13 protein-coding genes and 1 tRNA gene are annotated in these 20,293 nt (G+C 42.6%); 10 read left to right on the top strand and 4 right to left on the bottom strand.

From position 1 onward, the window contains the following. Positions 1-30 precede the first annotated feature (30 nt). The 4 genes from drmA to P3L44_RS18610 all read left to right on the top strand — a co-directional run bounded on the left by drmA (position 31) and on the right by P3L44_RS18610 (position 7,739). Positions 31-4,029, top strand: coding sequence for a DISARM system helicase DrmA (drmA, locus tag P3L44_RS18595; protein WP_272662131.1), 3,999 nt, complete (start codon positions 31-33; stop codon positions 4,027-4,029). Positions 4,030-4,031: 2 nt separating this feature from the next. Then, a complete protein-coding gene (drmB, locus tag P3L44_RS18600; protein ID WP_272662132.1) occupies positions 4,032-5,903 on the top strand; it encodes a DUF1998 domain-containing protein in 1,872 nt (623 codons plus the stop codon). Further along, positions 5,896-6,657: a DISARM system phospholipase D-like protein DrmC gene (drmC, locus tag P3L44_RS18605; RefSeq protein WP_272662133.1), complete on the top strand. Its 762-nt coding sequence runs from the start codon at positions 5,896-5,898 to the stop codon at positions 6,655-6,657. The genes drmB and drmC overlap by 8 nt, the downstream gene beginning before the upstream one ends. A gap of 233 nt (positions 6,658-6,890) precedes the next feature. After that, the gene (locus tag P3L44_RS18610; RefSeq protein WP_272662134.1) at positions 6,891-7,739 is read left to right on the top strand and encodes an HNH endonuclease; all 849 of its coding nucleotides are present in this window, start codon (positions 6,891-6,893) and stop codon (positions 7,737-7,739) included. A gap of 141 nt (positions 7,740-7,880) precedes the next feature. Here the strand turns inward: P3L44_RS18610 and P3L44_RS18615 are convergent, their stop codons facing one another. Beyond that, the gene (locus P3L44_RS18615; protein ID WP_272662135.1) at positions 7,881-9,137 is read right to left on the bottom strand and encodes a tyrosine-type recombinase/integrase; all 1,257 of its coding nucleotides are present in this window, start codon (positions 9,135-9,137) and stop codon (positions 7,881-7,883) included. A 188-nt stretch (positions 9,138-9,325) separates the two neighbouring features. Further along, a tRNA-Leu gene (locus tag P3L44_RS18620) sits at positions 9,326-9,410 on the bottom strand. A 414-nt stretch (positions 9,411-9,824) separates the two neighbouring features. On the opposite strand from P3L44_RS18620, the gene ampH reads away from it, so the two are divergent. The 3 genes from ampH (at position 9,825) to P3L44_RS18635 (ending at position 12,316) form a co-directional block, all read left to right on the top strand. Further along, positions 9,825-11,048: a D-alanyl-D-alanine-carboxypeptidase/endopeptidase AmpH gene (gene ampH / locus P3L44_RS18625; protein WP_094961627.1), complete on the top strand. Its 1,224-nt coding sequence runs from the start codon at positions 9,825-9,827 to the stop codon at positions 11,046-11,048. Between the two features lie 202 nt (positions 11,049-11,250). After that, on the top strand, positions 11,251-11,694 hold the full coding sequence (locus P3L44_RS18630) for a hypothetical protein (protein WP_140171804.1): 444 nt from the start codon (positions 11,251-11,253) through the stop codon (positions 11,692-11,694). 124 nt (positions 11,695-11,818) lie between these two features. Next, on the top strand, positions 11,819-12,316 hold the full coding sequence (locus tag P3L44_RS18635) for a hypothetical protein (protein WP_109912102.1): 498 nt from the start codon (positions 11,819-11,821) through the stop codon (positions 12,314-12,316). Positions 12,317-12,376: 60 nt separating this feature from the next. Here the strand turns inward: P3L44_RS18635 and lptG are convergent, their stop codons facing one another. Together lptG and lptF are read right to left on the bottom strand one after the other, a co-directional pair. Beyond that, a complete protein-coding gene (gene lptG / locus P3L44_RS18640; protein WP_004907535.1) occupies positions 12,377-13,453 on the bottom strand; it encodes an LPS export ABC transporter permease LptG in 1,077 nt (358 codons plus the stop codon). Further along, positions 13,453-14,550 carry an LPS export ABC transporter permease LptF gene (gene lptF / locus P3L44_RS18645; RefSeq protein ID WP_036958756.1) on the bottom strand — a complete coding sequence of 366 codons (1,098 nt, stop codon included), beginning with the start codon at positions 14,548-14,550 and terminating at the stop codon, positions 13,453-13,455. The genes lptG and lptF overlap by 1 nt, the downstream gene beginning before the upstream one ends. Positions 14,551-14,889: 339 nt before the next feature. Between lptF and pepA the strand changes: the two genes are divergently transcribed. The 3 genes from pepA (at position 14,890) to P3L44_RS18660 (ending at position 20,274) form a co-directional block, all read left to right on the top strand. Further along, the gene (pepA, locus tag P3L44_RS18650) at positions 14,890-16,401 is read left to right on the top strand and encodes a leucyl aminopeptidase (RefSeq protein ID WP_004264329.1); all 1,512 of its coding nucleotides are present in this window, start codon (positions 14,890-14,892) and stop codon (positions 16,399-16,401) included. A 515-nt stretch (positions 16,402-16,916) separates the two neighbouring features. After that, positions 16,917-17,366: a DNA polymerase III subunit chi gene (locus P3L44_RS18655; protein WP_094961630.1), complete on the top strand. Its 450-nt coding sequence runs from the start codon at positions 16,917-16,919 to the stop codon at positions 17,364-17,366. Between the two features lie 37 nt (positions 17,367-17,403). Then, the gene (locus tag P3L44_RS18660) at positions 17,404-20,274 is read left to right on the top strand and encodes a valine--tRNA ligase (protein ID WP_180359506.1); all 2,871 of its coding nucleotides are present in this window, start codon (positions 17,404-17,406) and stop codon (positions 20,272-20,274) included. The last annotated feature ends 19 nt before the right edge of the window (positions 20,275-20,293 follow it).

Here is a 20,293-nt window from a genome sequence, read left to right on the forward strand (position 1 = left end):
CATCAAGGTAGTTTTGGGTAAGGAGTCTATATGACAGAGAACAATAAGCTAGCTGTATCACCTAATGCATGGTTCGCTATTGAACGTGGCCAATCTAAAAATCCTACTTTGGCCCTTCATACAGTACAGCTAAAAAGTGAACAAGCTCTCAAGCACGGTATTGCTGATAGCGATTGGGTCGTCGTCTTTGATACTACAGGTCATATCACGCGAATCGGACGTATTCTGCGCATTCGCTCTGATCTCGAAACTACCACCTTATATTTCGACCGAATTTTGCAGGTTGAACCACTCATTCCCGTTGGCATGACTTCACTTACTCTGCCTGCAAAAGGAAGCTTTGGCAGAATTCAGTGGAAAGAATTCATTGAAATGCTTCCAAATACACTAAATACAAGCATTGCTGAAATACCAACGATCGAAGACCAAACTTACATTCGCGAATTACTGCAATTAGCAGTTATGGATGATTTACTCGGGCCGGCAGCTGGCCCTAATGAGCATATCGTCGATATGGGCGTAAGGGATCGCTATCTTGTTGGCAAGCTTGCTCCACGTGAAGCCGCCAAGCGCAGCTCTGAGTTTCCAGTGGATCCAGAGAATGCTGATGATGATGTTGGTGACCAAATAGTTAAGTCTCAGACAACAAAAGTGCATTCTCCAAAAGTGTCTGGCCGGGGAGAACCCGATGTCCCGGAAGAAATTGATGCCGCCAGCAACCAATCATTGGTACCAAGTAGTCTGGGAATGACTTTTTGTGTCGATGGCGATATTGATCAAATAGAACTAGAAGTTCGTTGGGGACGTTATGAGCGTAGCAATGACCATGAGATCTATCGAATCCGCAAGAACAAGGAGACTGGGGTCGAAGAACAGACCAAAGTCAAAGCCTGGCAGCGTTTTCCTAGTGGCGGGAAGATCACATTATCACTAGTAGAGGGGGCTATTTCCCCTCAATCTTTAGATAGTTCATCTCCTGAAGTACTAATACAAGGCACCATTCGTCCCAAGAATGAAAATGGTGATCGTCTGGTCACTATATTTCTTGTAAATACTCAGAAAGAGCCAGAAACCAACCGAGATGCAGCATGGGTATTCCAACCAGAAATCATTGCTCGCCCAGTGAAGGACGCAGTCGAAAGATCTATTTTTAGGCGCAAGCCAGTTTTGGATTGTGACGGTATGGATCCTGAACGCGAAGCGCTGGAAATGATTTACCGTAACCATGTTGAATTTGCAGTCGGGCATGGTGTTGCAGTACATGCTGAACCTGCAGAAAACACTGAACTTGCGACTGAAATTCGTACAACTGTCATGCCACAGTATGAAGTTCAGAGAACAGAGACCCCCGGCCTTGATCCATCAGATCGTCCGGCGATGCAAGAAATGGTCAAAAGTGGTTTACTTGACATGCAGAAACTGGCCACTTTGGAGGTGGAACCACTGATCGATGCATTGAATGTACTAACCAAGGACTATCTGGATTGGATTAGTGAACAACGTGCCAGTGTAGGTATTAAAATTACAGGTTTTGAAACCCAATCTCAGATCGCAATGGATCGTTGTAAGGAGATCCATTCTCGCCTGCAAAAGGGTATTGATACACTTAAGCTTAATGAAAAAGCGCTGGCAGCATTTCGTTTCGCCAACAAAGCAATGGCAACGCAGCGAGTACGAAGTTTATACGCGTTGGCTAAACGCCGTGGTGAAGATACGACTATCGAATCATTTGATATTGAAAAGAATCGTAGCTGGCGTCCTTTTCAGTTGGCATTCTTGTTGCTCTCTATACCTTCGTTGGCAGACCCAAACCATTCCGATCGTGTGCAGCCTGTAAATGCATATGCTGATCTTTTATGGTTCCCCACGGGTGGTGGTAAAACTGAAGCTTATTTAGGCGTTGCGGCTTTTACAATGGCCATACGCCGCATGCAGGGTAATTTGGGGGGGTATGATAGTTCGCGCGGCTTGGCGGTAATAATGCGATATACATTGCGCTTGCTAACATTACAACAATTCCAGCGTGCGACAGCCTTAATTTGTGCTATGGAAGTTTTGCGGCGAGAAGCACTCAATAATGGCGACGTGTCTCTCGGATTAGAACCATTTACTATTGGTCTTTGGGTTGGCAACAAAGTAACGCCTGGTTCGACTGAAGAGAGTCATCAAGCTATTGAAGATGCCCGTAATCCGGGAAAAAACCATGCGGGAACGGCCTCACCGGCACAATTAACTAGTTGTCCATGGTGTGGTTCATCAATTATCCCCGGACAGGATGTTGAAGTTAAAAAGGATAAATTGGGGGGAAGGACGTTTGTTTTTTGCGGTGATAAAAAGGGGCGTTGTGACTTTTCCAAAGGAAAATCAAGTAAACAAGCCCATCCAGGATTGCCAGTATTAGTAGTGGATGAAGAGATCTATCATCGCCCTCCCACAATGATGATTGCTACTGTAGATAAGTTTGCCATGATGGCATGGCGTGGCCAGGTGAGAACGCTTTTCGGCCGTGTAGGATTGGAATGCGAACGACATGGTTTGCTCTGGCAGGGGGCTAGCTGCACAGGAAATCATCCCGCAGCCAAAGGACAACCTTCAACTAAAGTTAAGGTTATCAATCCAATACGACCACCGGACCTTATCATTCAGGATGAGTTCCACTTAATTAGTGGACCTTTGGGCACTATGGTTGGATTGTATGAGACTGCTGTTGATGAATTATGTAGTTGGAATCTTGACGGGAAGTCGGTCAGACCAAAGATCATTGCTTCAACTGCAACAGTCCGTAAAGCTAAGGAACAGGTAAATAATGTTTTTATGCGCCAAGTGGCAGTATTTCCACCACATGGGATAGACGTTGAGGATAACTTTTTCTCAGTACAACGACCTATAAAAGAAAAGTATGGACGTCGTTATCTTGGGGTATGCTCGCCTGGCAGTTCAAGGCCCGCAATGCTGATTCGTGTTTACACTGCATTCCTGACCGCAGCACAGGAATTATTCAACCACTTTGGCGAGCCTGCTGATCCTTATATGACAATGGTTGGTTATTTCAACTCGCTACGCGAATTAGGTGGGATGAAGCGACTTGCAGAGGATGACGTACAAACACGTTCTTACCGGGTGCGAATGAGCATGGTGGAAAGACCGGCATTGGCACAACGTAGTATAAGTAATATTCGTGAATTAACTTCCCGAGTATCCAGTCAAGATATCCCTAAATATCTTGATAATTTAGAGGTTAAGTTTAAATCTGAATTTGATACTACTACTGGTAAGTATGTGACTAAATGGCAGGAGGGGGATACTCGGGCTATTGATATTGTCCTTGCTACTAATATGTTGTCTGTCGGCGTCGATGTTAACCGACTTGGTCTTATGGCAGTAAATGGTCAGCCTAAAGGAACGGCCGAATATATCCAGGCTACCAGTCGTGTAGGGCGTTCATTTCCTGGTTTAGTTTGTACAGTACTCACCTGGGCTCGTCCAAGAGACCTTTCTCACTACGAAACATTTGAACATTACCATGCCACCTTCTATAAGCATGTAGAGGCCCAATCAGTTACTCCTTTTTCACCCCGAGCTATGGACCGTGGTTTGACAGGTGCGTTATTAAGTCTTGTTCGTTTAGAAAACAACGAATTTAGTCCAAACGATGGGGCTGGTAAATTGAATATGTCTAATCAAGCTGAGATCCGTAATGCAATTAAAGCTCTGACGAATCGCGCAGGTAACGTTGCTGAAGATAATTCTCGCAAAAAATTAGCAGAAAATGAATTGAAGGAACGTGCCGACGAATGGGCAAAAAAAGCATCAATAGGCGGGAGGATTCTTGCATATGAAAAACGTGGATCTGAAAAAGATAAAACCGTCAGTTTAATAGCTTCTCCAGGCCTGAAGCCTTGGGATAACTGGACAGTTCCAATGTCAATGCGAGAAGTTGAACCTGGAGTGAGACTTATAATGAACACCAGCTATGTAGAGGACGATCACAAGTGGAAGCCTCGCCCAAAAACTAAGGATGAGGAGTGATTATGAACATTAATGAGAAGACACCCGTTGGTGAAGTTCGCCCGAGCCAATTGCTTTGGACATATGGTTCTGGAGCTCTCATCGATTTACCCAACTTGTCAGTTGTAACACTTGGGATCGAATGGTGGGAAAAGAATCGTTGTCAGCCAATTCAGGAAACTAGGCTACTAGCTGCCGTTCGAATAGTCTTAGGTGAGCAGATTGAAAGCTTGCGAATGCCCCCATATCAAAAAGGTGAAGTCACAGATATGTGGTCTGCTGAGGCAAATATCGGGGTGCCTGTTCGTCCTTTCCCTAGGTGGTTACGGTGTGTTAAATGTGGATTGCTTTCACCTTACGATATCGGGCTTTTCGAAATAAAAGAAAATCGGTATCGACCTGAACGAACCCGCTTTGTTCATAAAAAATGCAAGGGTTCTAACGGGGATCAACCAGCTAGGGATGCTGATGCAGTACCAGCCCGTTTTCTCTTAGCTTGCCGCGATGGCCATCTTGATGATTTCCCATGGCATTATTTTGTTCATGGCGGAAATAGTTCATGCAAAGGAACACTTCGATTCTTTGAAAGTGGAGCTTCATTGCAGACAGAAAACCTGTGGGTAAAATGCGATTCTTGTGAATCATCAAGAAGTATGGCGCATGCATTTGGTAAGGCCGGTAAAGAAAATCTTCCTGCATGTAGAGGACGTCACCCCCATCTGGATTGCTTTGATACTGAATGTAACGAAGAACCACGTGCAGTACTACTTGGTGCCACGAATAGCTGGTTTCCTATAAAGCTGTCAGCACTTGCAATCCCTTTATCAAATGTTACTCCATTACATCAGATAATCATTGATTACTGGGATGATTTTTCTGATGTAGAAGATCTTTCTGAACTTAAAGGGATACTAAAAATCCTCAACAAACGTGGTGAAGCTCAAGGTATTGAAAAGTATGCTGTAGAGGAAATATGGTCTGCAATTGAAGCTCATCGCTCACATGATGGTGAGAAGTTTGTCGGCGAGGTTGATATTAAAGGTCCTGAATGGGATGTATTGATAGAACCTAATCCCCCCGCAGATTACCCTCATTTTATGAGTAAAAAAGCCAGTACTCCGACGCGTTTTACGCCATATATTGAGCGAGTTTTACTCTTAGAGCGGTTACGTGAGGTTAATGCTTTACTTGGTTTTACCCGAGTCGAAGCTCCTGAAGAATCAGAGGATCCCAATGAACGGCCGCAAATGGCCAGCCTGTCACGGAGCAAACCTGATTGGGTACCTGCTAATCAGGTCCATGGTGAAGGGATATTCCTGCAGTTCAATGAACAAGCTCTTGTGGCATGGGAATCTTTGGACGCTGTAAAACAATTGGACAAAATACTGCGCGGTGGGCATACAGGCTGGAGAAATGCTCGTCACTTGGATCCAGAAGAAGGTTATCCTGGTATTCGCTATGCTATGTTGCATACACTTTCCCATTTACTGATTCGAGAATTGGCTCTGGAATGTGGATATAATGCCGCGAGTATTCGTGAGCGTATCTATGCAAATACAACCAATGGTATTCCTCAGGCGGGTATCCTTATTTATACCGCTGCTGCTGATTCAGACGGGACTTTAGGGGGACTGGTTGAGCTTGGCAAACCAGAAAATCTTGGGCGGCTACTTGAACAAGCCCTGAATCGCTCAAGGATTTGCTCGTCAGATCCATTATGTTCCGAGCATGATCCAGAGAAGGATCGTTCGCTACATGGAGCCGCATGCCATGCCTGTAGCTTAGTTGCAGAAACCTCTTGCGAGAAAGGGAATCGTTATTTAGATAGAGCCCTGATTGTACCGACTCTAGAGCATGATAATGCAGCTTTCTTCAAGGGTTTATTAAATGGATGACCTTCTGAACGCTATTACAGCGCTTATATCTCTAGTCTCATCTGAAAAAATAAGAGCTATCGCTGAACATGTAAGTCACACCGATACAAATAATTCTATAGCCACACTGTTTAGAGTGGTCAATACCCCTATAGCATCGACTGTTGTCAAAGAACTCACAATAGCCTGGAAAAAAACTACTGTTAGCTCTAATGAGCTAGCAGCAATGCTACTCACTGCTAGCCACGTGTATTCTAAAGTTACTTCGGAAGAATCTGCAGAGTTAGTATGGACTGGCCCCACAACACCATTTGTTTCGACACGTCGAACTGAGCAGGCTTTGCTTCAAGTCATTAATAGCGCTGAACACACATTGTTTATTATCTGCTTCGTCGCATATGATGTTTCAACGATAGTAAAAGCTTTAAATGCTGCAAGCGAACGGGGTGTTATGATCTCTATTCTACTTGAGCTATCTCAAGACAAAGGTGGTAGTTTAACTTTTGATACCATTGGAAAAATGAGAATGCAGGTTCCTTCAGCGAGGCTGTATGTATGGCATGATAAAAATCATGAATATTATGGCGGATGTGTTCACGCAAAAGTTGCAGTTGCCGATGGTAGAGAATGTTTTATCACCAGTGCAAACCTTACAGGACATGCTATGGAAAAAAATATAGAAGCTGGAGTACTTATTTCTGGTAAGAGCATCCCTAGGCAACTTAACGAACATCTTTTCTCTCTTATTGAGACAAAGGTCATTACTCTAGTGTGATCCATACTTTGCTTCTCTGAAATCTAAGATGAGATTACACTAGCCAAATGCCCCAAAATTTTTGATACGTACACAATTAACAAGGATAGCGCCTAGTAAAACATAAGAAAGATGAGTCAGGAATCAGCTACTTCTATAGGCACTTATAAAAGCTACTTTATGCGAGCTTAAGCTACAAATGATATGACACAATTAGTACTTATCATTCTTATTATTTACACTTGGAGGTCTATATGAATTTTTCGCAAAAATACACCGAAGAGCATGATCATCATGAGTCATATTATTTCTGTAATATTATAAAAAATGTACTTAGCAATCAAATTAATTATATCAGGGGATTAAATGATTATTATGGAGATGGAAGATCTATTATATTTAATGAAAGATTTCCGAAATACTCACACTTTCATTTTTTTATTGAGTTTATTATTGATAATGTGTACTTCGAAAATTTTAGCTTTGATAACCTTGAGACCTTTCTGAGTAAATTCAAAAACCACTCAGAAGGCTTTAGATCAAATACTAATGACTCAGTTGTTTCCTTCGAAAATATTCGACAATCTTTTTTACTATATCTAAAAAAAATAAATATATCTTTACCTGTAAGTACTGTAAGTGAATTAGAAAATTTTTTAATTAATTTCTATGAAAGCCTAGAATTTCAAGAATATAAAGAAAGAACAATTAAAGAGGTTTTTTATATTTTATTTGGAAATCGTTTTGTGCTGCGATTATATAATGAAATGGTAGCTGAAGCCAGAGAAAATGACTTTGATCCTCTCAACCATAATGATAGTTTCACTACAAAAAAAGGATATCTAAAAAGGTCAACTATCCCAAAGTGGATACAAAAAGCTGTATTTCATCGGGATCAGGGTAGATGTGTACTATGTAAAAAAGATCTTACTGGATTAATCAATATATACAACAAATCTAATTACGACCATATTGTTCCATTAGCTAAATTTGGAATCAATGATGTTTCTAATATTCAATTACTTTGTGAGTCATGTAATCAGAACAAAAATGCAAAAAATAATGAAACTTCTAAAAATTATTTCCCTTGGTATCTGACTTAAAAAACTAAACACTAAGTCACCACTCACTGATACCAATAGATGAAAAAGCATCTACTTATTAATATAACCAGATGCCTTTATAGAGAATATTATATTTTAACTAGAAAATCTCACACAGTTAATATATTATTTTTACTTATTTCAGATCTCAATTCCTGCAAAATCGAACGGACTAACCCACTGTTCCCGATTCGCATCCAGATAATCCGCCCACCATTGCACCATCAGCCGCCGTTCCTCGATATGTTCAGCCTTGTGAATATAAGCAGCCCTGACTGAATTACGCTCTTGGTGGCTCATCTGCCTTTCTACTGCATCCTTAGACCAAAGCCCTGACTCAATCAACGAACTACAGGCCATAGTTCTGAAACCATGTCCACATACTTCTGTCTTAGTGTCATAGCCCATCACACGCAATGCATTGTTTACCGTGTTTTCACTCATTGGTTTTCTTGGATTATGATCACCGATAAAGATCAGTTCGTGGTTACCGCTGAATTGGTAGATCTGTTTTAAGATCTCAATGGCTTGTCGGCTTAAAGGAACTAAATGAGGTGTACGCATTTTTGATCCGCGTTGGGAGTGTTTAACCCCTTCTATCGCTTCACGTTCAGCGGGGATCGTCCACATTGCATTATCAAAATCGATTTCATCCCAACGAGCAAAGCGCAGCTCACTGGAACGAATGAAGACTAACAAGGTAAGTTTGACTGCAAGTTTAGTTAAAGGCCTTCCCTTATAATCATCGATACGTTGTAAGAACTCAGGCAGGCGTTTAAGTTCTAATGCCGCTCTGTGAACTCGTTTACCTGTCGCAACTGCACCAGCCATATCTTGCGCTGGGTTATAATCGATTAAACCACTTTGTACGGCATAACGCATTATAGCTGTCACACGTTGTTGTAGACGTGCAGCCACCTCAAGACGTCCAGACATCTCTACGGCTTTAATAGGTTCAAGTAGATCACGAGTTTTCAGTTCGGCAATATTGCGTTTACCAATAGCAGCAAAGATGTTGTCCTCAAGGCTTTTAAGAACTCGATGGCTATGGCCTTCTGACCATTTCTTATTCGTCGCGTGCCAATCGCGAGCAACTTTCTCGAATGTATTAAATTCCTTTTGTTGCTCTTCTTTCACTTCTTTGCGTTTTTCGCTTGGATCAAATCCATTAGCAATTAACTTTCTGGCGGCATCTCTTTTCTCTCTGGCTTCTGCAAGCGAGATGTCAGGATAAACACCCAGAGCCAACATTTTTTGCTTACCACCAAAGCGATACTGCAAACGCCAATATTTTGAGCCGTTGGTATGTACCATCAAGTGCATACCATCACCGTCTGTTAATTTATACGATTTATCCAAAGGCTTGGCAGCCCTGACTTTAGCATCAGTAAGAGCCATGATTTATCTCCTTGTGTTGGTACAAACTATTATCGAATCGAGAGATACCAACACATATACCAACAGTAGGTACTTGATGTGGGTTGACCTTAGTATACTTGGGAAGACTGAAAAGTGGGGAAAAGCCTTGTAAAACTGGGATTTTAGATACAAAAAAAGACGTCCGTTGACGTCTCTTGATGTTCTTATGGTGCCGAAGGCCGGACTCGAACCGGCACACCCGAAGGCGGTTGATTTTGAATCAACTGCGTCTACCAATTCCGCCACTCCGGCACGAAGTGATGTGTTTCTTGGAAAACGCTGCCATTATACTTGCCTTGTGTCTACTGGCAACACTTATTCGTGAAGATACTGTTTGTTCGATTAAAAAAAAAGCATATTCCTTAGATCTGATAAAATCACAAAGAAAGCTTCTTTTGTTTATATATCTATTAATGAGTATGTTAACTTCTCCCAAATTATTTTTCTTATCGCAAGGCTCTGTGGCTGGCGGCAGGTCATTATTTTTGTTAGTTTATCTGCAATCTAATGTCAATATTTAAGGTTTAATCATGGGTTTTGTTGGGTGGATAGCAACAGGTATCTTTATTGGCATCTTAATTGGTGTCGTAATGAAGATTTTCGCTAAGAAAAAATAATATTGGCTGAAAGGTCATTTGCAAACAATCATATCGGCTGGCTTCCAACATGAAGAAATCATTTCTAAAAATTCTGTCTGTATCTGCATTGTCTTTGGTGTTAATGGCGTGCTCAAGTAAGACAGAAAAAGCACCAAAGTTTCTGCAAAGTAATGATATTGAATCCTCAGATTGGCAGGTTTTTGAGGGAGATAGAAGGACTTACGAGCGCGTCGCTAAGATTGTCGATTTGTATGCTAACCGCATTTTTAATGAAAGCAATGCACGGGGCATGGCAATCATTGTTATCGATAATAATCAGGCGTTATCACGCTATTATGGTGAAACCGCACCTGGCAATGGTAAAAAACCCGGTCCAAATTCATTAATTCGCATTGCATCAATTACCAAATTAATGACAAGCGAAATATTAATTAAGCTCGAACAGGATAAGAAGCTGTTAATTACTGATCCGTTACAGCAGTATGCCTACCACGGCGTTAATGTGCCTGATAATGCCAGCGGGCAGCCTATTCGCTTATATCATTTAGCGAGCCATACCAGTGGATTACCTCGAGAACAACCCGGTGGAAAATGGGGCCGCCCTGTTTTTATTTGGCCAACTCAAGATAACCGTTGGACATGGCTAAAAACAGGTAAGTTAGATGCAACACCAGGCACAGAAGCTTCTTATTCCAACTTAGCATATGACTTATTGGCTGATGCGATGGTTAAAGCTTCGGGAGTCTCTTACCCGCAATTATTTAACCACTATGTGACGTCTCCCGCCAAAATGACGAATACCACTTATACCCCCAATAATGCGCAGTGCGCACGGTTAATGGAAGGAACAAAACCAAGCCCTTGCCATAACACACTCGCAGCAGCAGGAAGTGGTGGCGTGTATTCTACCCCTGCAGATATGCAAAAATGGATGCAGCAATTTTTATCGACAGACAGTAACTTAAGAAAAGTCACAGCAGCCCGTGAACAAGGCATCTATTTTCCACGCGAAAAGCTTTTAGAAATTAAAGGGATGGATGTTGCAGGCCATGCTGATGGGCTCGGTCTTGGGTGGGTGTATATGAAGCCTAAAAACGGCACTCCGGGAATTTATCAAAAAACCGGCGGTGGCGGTGGGTTTAATACCTATATGGCGATGATCCCACAGCAAAATATTGGGGTATTTGTGGTGATGACCCGCAAAGATAACAGTAAATTCAGTAAATTAACAATTGGAGTTAACGAACTGGTCGCTTCACTGTCTGCTAACCATGCGTATGGGAAACATTGAAGGAGTACCGCCGAAGCGTTACAAGCAATGGCGAGTTACACCCCAACCTTAAAACGTGGATTTACCCGCATTATTACATTAATTGCGACAACAGCCTGAGATATTCAGGCTGTTTTTGATAATTTTACTATCCATTTTTAAAATCAATTCATTCAGATTACCGATAATCTTTTAGCCTTCCATTAACACATGCGGAGCTAAAATGAGAACAAAAAACCACGCGATAACATCAAGTTGTCAGGCTACACAATACCCCAAAATTAGCCAATTTGAATTGATAGAAGTTTTAAATAGTATTAAAGGCCATTGTACTAAAAAACCAGAGTATGTAGAAAATAGGTCTATTGCTACTCAATATCCCTACAAGTATTTCGAAGGCTCAGAATTACAAGCTATCAAAGCTTGCCGACAAGAAGAAAGACGAATATATCGGGAAAAGTGCCAAGCTGCTTTTAAATTTAAACGACAAAATAGTATGAAAGGTGGAATTTTTTCACTTGCTCAGCAATTAGCAAACCGGAGTCGCCAAAATATTTTAGCTATTGATGACCAAAGTAATATCTCAGGTGCCAGAAAAAAGTTATTTCAACCGCAAACAAGGATAGTAGCCTTTATCAGTGCATTAGGTTATGCAATAGCTGGTTAATAATAACAGTACTAATCCGCTATTATTCAAGCTATTTCTTAAGTTTATTATCGTTTTATGCAATGCTATAAGCTAATTCAAGGCTAATCTTAATCCCTCTTCTACTTTGTGAATAGGAATTAAAATGCGTATTTCTCCATTTTTTTTACATCATATAACACGGCCCTGTACCATTAAGCAGGGCAAAGTTTCTGAGTTAGCTCTCCAACTTAGAAGAATCTATAACCACCAAAACATATTCCCTGCCCCGCAAAAACCGACATCAGTAGAAATCGGTCTTGAATCACTCAATTCTCATCCCTTAAAAAACAATCAAAAGAAATTAGAACAAACACCTGAATATAAAAAACTTGTCAGAGAAGCACGAAAAGAAGCACAAACTGCATTCACAAAGCAAGAATGGAAAAAAGCTTATCTTGTTCGACAATCATATACGGCGAATGGCGGTATTTTTTCTTATGCTCAACAGTTAGCTAATAAAAGTCGATTTAATGTTGTTGGGATCAAAGGCGAATATATCAGTACATCTGCAGATAATAGACAACAACAAGCTTTATTCCGTCCTCAAAACAAACTATTAAGAATTATCAGCAAATTAGGGAATTTATTACTCAGTAAATGACGAGAAAAGAAAAAGGCTGTGATACCCAAAGATACACAGCCTTTAATGACCTATAAAACGTTATTTTCGTTTTACTAATAGTACGATACTAACAATTAAAAATAGTAAGCTCGGCAAAATTGCTGCAACAATGGGTGGTACCGAATAAACTAGGCTCCAGTTACCAAACCCTTGGTTGAGTACGTAAAACAAGAACCCACCCACAATACCTGAAATAACACGAACACCCATCGGAACGGTACGCAGCGGCCCAAAAATAAATGAAACTGCCATTAACATCATGACGGCTGCGGATAATGGCGCCAGTATTTTTTTCCACATACTGAGCTCATAAACCGCGGCAACTTGGCCACTTTCTTTTAAGTACGAGACATATTGATATAGGCCGCGGATTGATAGCGAATCAGCATTCAGTGAAACTATTCCTAGTTTTTCTGGGGTTAGGTTGGTCTTCCAATCAACCGTTAATCGCTGTGAACCTGTAATTTTTTTCTCACTACTTAGAATTGACTCGTCCACTTGAGATAATACCCAAAGCTGATTTGTCGAGTCATACTCGCCATTCGCAGCAAACATCACTGACTTCAATTTACGTTGGTCATCAAAACGATACACCGACACATCTTGAATCGATGTCGCATTATTAATCCGCTGAATATGAATAAAATCATTGGCATCTTTTGCCCACATACCTTCATCTGTCACAACTAATGAGTTACCCACGATTTTTTCTGCGCGATAATTTCTTGCCCACTGTTCTCCCGCAGGTGCGATCCACTCACCAATAAACATTGCGACAATGACCAATGGAACTGCTGTTTTCATCACCGATAATGCGATTTGTAAGCGGGTAAAACCGGAAGCTTGCATGACGACTAGCTCACTACGTGAAGCCAGTGCCCCTAACCCCATGAGTGCTCCCAACAATGCTGCCATTGGAAAGAAGATATCAATATCTTTTGGGACAGTTAATAAAGTGAATACACCTGCGCTCAATGCCGTATAGTCGCCATCACCCACTTTGCGAAGCTGCTCGACAAATTTAATGATCCCTGCCAGTGAAACGAGCAGAAATAGCGTCACTAAAATCGAATTTAAAATGGTCCGACCGATATACCTATCTAAAACACCAAACATCAGGCAACCCCTTTACTCAATTTAAGACGCATACGTCGCATTGGGACGGTATTCCACGCATTTAGGACTATCGCTAATATCAAATACCCCACATTCACCGCCCACATAGTATACCTTGGGTCAAGGTCACCCTTATCGGCACTATTACGCAATGTACTTTGTAATAAAAAGAAAATGAGGTATAGCAGCATCGCTGGAAGCATACTTAATACCCGTCCTTGACGTGGATTAACCTCGCTTAATGGCACGACCATCAAGGCCATAACGACAACGGAGAATACAATCGTTAAACGCCAATGGAACTCCGCGTTCACTTCAGGAGTATTTTCAGACCACAGTTGTAGCATATTTTTTTGCTCGACTCGGTCACTACGCGTTTCTGCGGTTTGGTGGTCAACAATAGCTTGGTAATTAACAAAGTCAGTTATTCGAAAATCTCGCAGTAACGCGGTTCCTTCATAGCGAGTACCTTCGTTTAAAACAACGACTTGTCGGCCATCGGGGTCTTCTTTCATATAACCGCTATCAGCCACTACAACTGAAGGCCGTTGTTCATTTGCAGCGCGTAGCTGTGCAAGAAATACGTTCTTGAAGTTACTACCTTTTACATCACCAATGTACAGGACATAATTGCCATCTTTAGTGGTTTTAAATTGCCCTTCCACCATCGCGGCTAACCCAGGGTTCGCTTTTGCATCAGCCAATACTTGCTCTTGATATTGAGATGACCACGGCAACATCCATGTGATATTAGCCACCGCAACCATCGCGGTAATGACCGCTAGGACTAACGCGGCTTTTACTAAAACACTTTTACCTAAACCGCAGGCGTGCATTACCGTGATTTCACTTTCAGTGTAAAGTTTACTGTAGGTCATCAAAAGCCCAAGGAATAGGCTCAAAGGTAAGATAAGCTGCGCCATTTCAGGCACACCTAACCCCAGTAAAGGAAGTACTAAGTTTGAGGGAATGTTGCCCTGAACCGCAGCGCCAAGAATATCTATCGACTTCTGGCTAAAAAAGATTAGCATCAATACAAAAAGTATGGCTAACTGACTTTTCAGGGTTTCCCGTACCAAATATCTAATAATGATCACGCTTATTACGCCTGTGAAAACTTGTCTTTTGGGAAGAAAATGGCTAAGTTCGTTCGATGTCTGCCATTTACTAACATATACTCTAGTTTATTGTATGGCTACAATGATATAAAAGCATTCTCTATACTGGTTGAAATATCAGAACATGCTTAATATTCGAGAAACCAGATATACTCGCCATACTTCATGGTGTATCGCAATTAACAGCATACAACGTGAGCTATTTCGCGTATAGATGGTTAGTTTAACATAAAGAGTTCATTCTCTATGAGGTAGATCATGCGAAACGCTAATTTTAGCGGGAGCATCGGCCTTTGTCTTTAAGATTCAGGAGAACGCATGGAGTTTAGTGTAAAAAGTGGTAGCCCGGAAAAACAACGCAGCGCTTGTATTGTTGTCGGAGTCTTTGAACCACGCCGTCTGTCCCCAATTGCTGAACAACTGGACAAAATCAGTGACGGATATATCAGCGCCCTGCTGCGCCGTGGCGAACTTGAGGGTAAAGTGGGGCAATCCCTGCTACTCCATCATGTACCCAACGTTCTGTCTGAACGCATTCTACTTATCGGTTGTGGTAAAGAACGCGAATTAGATGAGCGCCAATTTAAACAAATTATTCAGAAAACAATCAGCACATTGAATGAAACTGGCTCAATGGAAGCCGTCTGCTTCTTAACTGAATTACACGTTAAAGGCCGCAATAATTACTGGAAAGTGCGCCAAGCCGTCGAAACAGCCAAAGAATCACTGTATGTGTTTGATCAACTGAAAAGTAATAAAACAGAACATCGTCGTCCACTGCGTAAACTGGTTTTCAATGTGCCAACTCGCCGTGAATTGACCAGTGGTGAACGTGCTATTTCCCATGGTTTAGCGATTGCTTCAGGTGTTAAAGCGGCAAAAGATTTAAGTAATATGCCACCAAATATCTGTAACGCAGGTTATTTAGCGTCTCAAGCACGTCAATTAGCAGATATTTCAGACAGCAAACTGACCACGCGAGTGATCGGCGAAGAGCAAATGAAAGAGTTAGGAATGAACGCCTACCTCGCGGTGGGTCAAGGTTCACAAAATGAATCACTGATGTCCATCATGGAATATAAAGGCAATCCAGATCCCGACTGCAAACCTATCGTACTCGTAGGTAAAGGGTTAACCTTTGACTCTGGCGGTATTTCAATCAAACCATCCGAAGGCATGGATGAAATGAAATACGATATGTGCGGCGCGGCTTCTGTTTACGGTGTAATGCGCTTTATCACTGAATTGCAGTTGCCAATTAATGTCATTGGGGTATTAGCAGGCTGTGAAAACATGCCTGGTGGGCGTGCTTATCGTCCGGGTGATATTCTTACTACCATGTCTGGGCAAACCGTTGAAGTCCTCAATACGGATGCTGAAGGCCGTTTAGTTCTGTGTGATGCACTCACCTATGTTGAGCGCTTTGAACCTGAGCTGGTTATTGATATCGCGACCTTAACAGGGGCTTGTGTGATTGCATTAGGTAGCCACTACACCGGTTTAATGTCAAACCATAACCCATTAGCTCATGAGTTATTAAACGCTTCAGAGCAAGCGGGTGACCGTGCATGGCGTTTACCACTGGCTGATGAGTATTTTGACCAAATCACGCCTAATTTTGCTGATTTAGCCAATACGGGTGGCCGTCCTGCTGGTGCTATCACCGCGGGTTGTTTCTTGTCTCGCTTTGCGACGAAATATAACTGGGCACACCTTGATATCGCAGGGACTGCTTGGCGTTCAGGTGCAGCAAAAGGCGCTACTGGTCGCCCTGTCTCCATGCTAGCGCAGTTCTTATTGAACCGTGCAGGCCTTAATGGTGATGAGTAATCCCATTTAGCGCTTTAGCTGTACATCACTTGTAAAAATATCCCGATGAGCACTTATGCGACTCGGGATATTATTTTTGGTTTTTTGATACACCAAGAAAGCCATTTTGAGGCAGCTATAAAAAAGGTTATAATTCAACATAGACATAATTCTGCGCTTGGTCACCAAAAACGCGTAGCCCACATCCCATACAAAAGTATGTGACTAAGGCGAAAGTGCGTAGCCAACACCCCTACAAATTGAAGTATGGCAATTTACGCTATACCCTAAATAATTCAGTTTGTAGGTAGGCGGCAAGCAATTGGGGCCTTGGGAGCATACAAAAGTATGTGACTAAGGCGAAAGTGCGTAGCCAACACCCCTACAAATTGAAGGATGGCAATTTACGCTATACCCTAAATAATTCAGTTTGTAGGTAGGCGGCAAGCAATTGAGACCTTAGGAGCATACAAAAGTATGTGACTAAGGCGAAAGTGCGTAGCCAACACCCCTACAAATTGAAGTATGACGGGTATATGAAAAAAGGTACATTTTACCAACTAAAACAGGCATCACCACATCCTGAACTTGAAGCCCATGAATGGCTAGCTTGTGAGCTTGCCGCACAAATGTGGCGCAGTGGAAAGCGTGTTTTAGTTGCTTGCGAAACACAGCAACAAGCTGAAAAGATTGATGAGGCCTTGTGGCAACGCGATCCACACCAGTTTGTCCCGCATAATTTGGCGGGTGAAGGGCCGCGTTATGGTGCACCGATTGAAATTTGTTGGCCTGCTAAACGGGGAAATACCCCACGTGATATCCTGATTAATTTACAAAATCAGTTCGCAGATTTTGCCACGGCTTTCCATGAAGTGGTAGACTTCGTACCTATTGATGAAACTTTAAAACAGTTGGCGCGTGAGCGGTATAAAACTTACCGTAGCGTCGGCTTCAATTTGACTATGGCGGCGCCGCCAACTTACTGAATACAAAAAGATAATGGAAAAGAAACCAGATAGCCCAATGAATGAGCCCTCGCTCGATAAAACATATAACCCCGCAGAGATTGAGCAGTCACTGTATGCTCACTGGGAGAAAAGCGGTTATTTTAAACCTAATGGGGATACCACCCAAGACAGCTTCTGTGTCGTCATTCCGCCACCGAACGTCACTGGTAGCCTGCACATGGGGCATGCCTTCCAGCAAACTATCATGGATACCATGATCCGCTATCAACGTATGCAAGGTAAAAATACCTTATGGCAAACGGGAACTGACCATGCAGGTATCGCAACTCAGATGGTTGTTGAGCGTAAAATTGCAGCAGAAGAAGGTAAAAACCGTCACGACTACGGCCGCGATGCGTTCATTGACAAAATCTGGGAGTGGAAAGCGGAATCCGGCGGTACAATTTCACAGCAAATGCGCCGTTTAGGCGATTCTGTTGATTGGGATCGCGAGCGTTTTACTATGGATGAAGGCTTATCTAAAGCCGTTAAAGAAGCGTTCGTTCGCCTTTATAAAGAAAACTTGATTTATCGTGGTAAGCGCTTAGTTAACTGGGACCCAAAACTGCACACGGCAATTTCTGACTTAGAAGTTGAAAATCGTGAAATCAAAGGGTCTATGTGGCACCTGCGTTATCCATTGGCTGATGGCGCAAAAACGGCTGAAGGCAAAGACTATTTAGTGGTCGCGACTACCCGTCCTGAGACCATGTTAGGGGATACCGGTGTCGCCGTTAACCCTGAAGATCCACGTTATAAAGATTTAATTGGTAAAGAAATTATTTTGCCAATCGTTAACCGCCGTATTCCAATTGTTGGTGATGAACACGCTGACATGGAAAAAGGTACTGGCTGTGTGAAAATCACTCCAGCTCATGACTTTAATGACTATGAAGTCGGTAAACGCCATCAGTTAACAATGATTAACATGATGGACTTAGACGGCAACGTTCGTAACGAAGCGGAAATTTTCGATACCAACGGTAACCCATCTACCGCTTATAGCTGCGAAATCCCAGAAGCTTACCGTGGAATGGAACGTTTTGCAGCGCGTAAAGCTATCGTCGCAGAATTCGAACAACTTGGCCTGCTGGTTGAAGTGAAACCTCATGACCTGACGGTGCCTTACGGTGACCGTGGTGGTGTGGTTATTGAGCCTATGCTAACCGACCAATGGTACGTGCGTACCGAGCCTTTGGCTCGTGATGCCATTAAAGCCGTTGAAGATGGCCGTATTCAGTTCGTTCCTCGTCAGTACGAAAACATGTATTTCTCTTGGATGCGTGATATTCAAGACTGGTGTATTTCTCGCCAACTGTGGTGGGGCCACCGCATTCCTGCATGGTATGACGAAAAAGGCAATGTCTACGTGGGTCGCGATGAAGACGAAGTTCGTCGTGAAAACAACTTAGGTGCGGATATTGCTCTGCGCCAAGACGACGACGTACTGGATACGTGGTTCTCTTCCGGTCTGTGGACATTCTCGACTCTCGGCTGGCCAGAAAATACCGATGCACTGAAAACCTTCCATCCAACAGATGTATTGGTCAGTGGCTTCGATATTATTTTCTTCTGGATCGCCCGTATGATCATGATGACCATGCATTTCATCAAAGATGAAAACGGCGAGCCACAAGTGCCATTCAAAACCGTTTATATGACAGGCCTGATCCGTGATGAAGAAGGCCAAAAAATGTCAAAATCCAAAGGGAACGTTATCGACCCATTAGATATGATTGACGGTATCTCTTTGGAAGATTTACTTGAAAAACGTACTGGCAACATGATGCAGCCACAATTGGCTGAAAAAATTGCTAAACGTACTCGTAAAGAGTATCCAGAAGGCATTGAAGCCCATGGTACTGACGCCCTACGCTTTACTTTAGCGGCATTAGCGTCAACAGGCCGTGATATCAACTGGGATATGAAACGCCTGTCCGGTTACCGTAACTTCTGTAATAAATTATGGAATGCGAGCCGCTTCGTTCTGATGAATACCGAAGGCCAAGATTGCGGCCAAAACGGTGGTGAAATGAGCTTCTCACTCGCTGACCGCTGGATCATGGCACAATTCAATCACACTGTGAAAACCTACCGTGAAGCGCTAGATACTCACCGTTACGATATCGCAGCGGGTATTTTGTATGATTTCACATGGAATGAATTCTGTGACTGGTACTTAGAGCTGTCTAAACCTGCAGTTCATAAAGGTAATGAAGCGCAAGTTCGTGCAGCGCGTTTCACCCTGATCGAAGTGCTGGAAGGCTTACTGCGTCTTGCTCATCCAATCATTCCATTCATCACTGAAACCATTTGGCAACGAGTTAAAGTGGTTAAAGGTATTGACGCTGATACCATTATGTTGCAAGCGTTCCCTGAGTTCGATGCCGCTAAAGTGGATGAACTTGCGCTGAGTGACCTTGAGTGGATCAAAGAAGCCATTATTGCCGTTCGTAACATTCGTGCAGAAATGAATATTTCTCCAGGTAAACCGCTCGATGTGATGCTGCGTGGTGCTTCTGCTGATGCAAAACGCCGTATCGAAGAAAACCAAAACTTTATCAAATCAATGGCGCGTTTAGAAAGCATCCGCGTGCTATCTGAAGGCGAAGAAGCACCGGTTTCTGTCACCAAACTGGTTAGCGGTGCTGAGTTACTGATCCCAATGGCGGGTCTGGTTGATAAAAACGCGGAACTGGCTCGTTTAGATAAAGAGCTGGAAAAAGTGGTGAAAGAAATCGAAACCATTGAAAACAAACTGGCAAACGAAGGTTTTGTGAGCCGTGCGCCTGCTGCAGTTGTTGAAAAAGAGCGTGAACGCTTAACTGCCAATATTGAAGCAAAAGCTAAAATTGAAGCACAAAAAGTGACGATTGCCTCTTTGTAATCATTAAGCTTTAAGTATC

This window comes from Providencia sp. PROV175 (assembly GCF_032707045.1).
Taxonomy (GTDB): Bacteria; Pseudomonadota; Gammaproteobacteria; order Enterobacterales; family Enterobacteriaceae; genus Providencia; species Providencia hangzhouensis.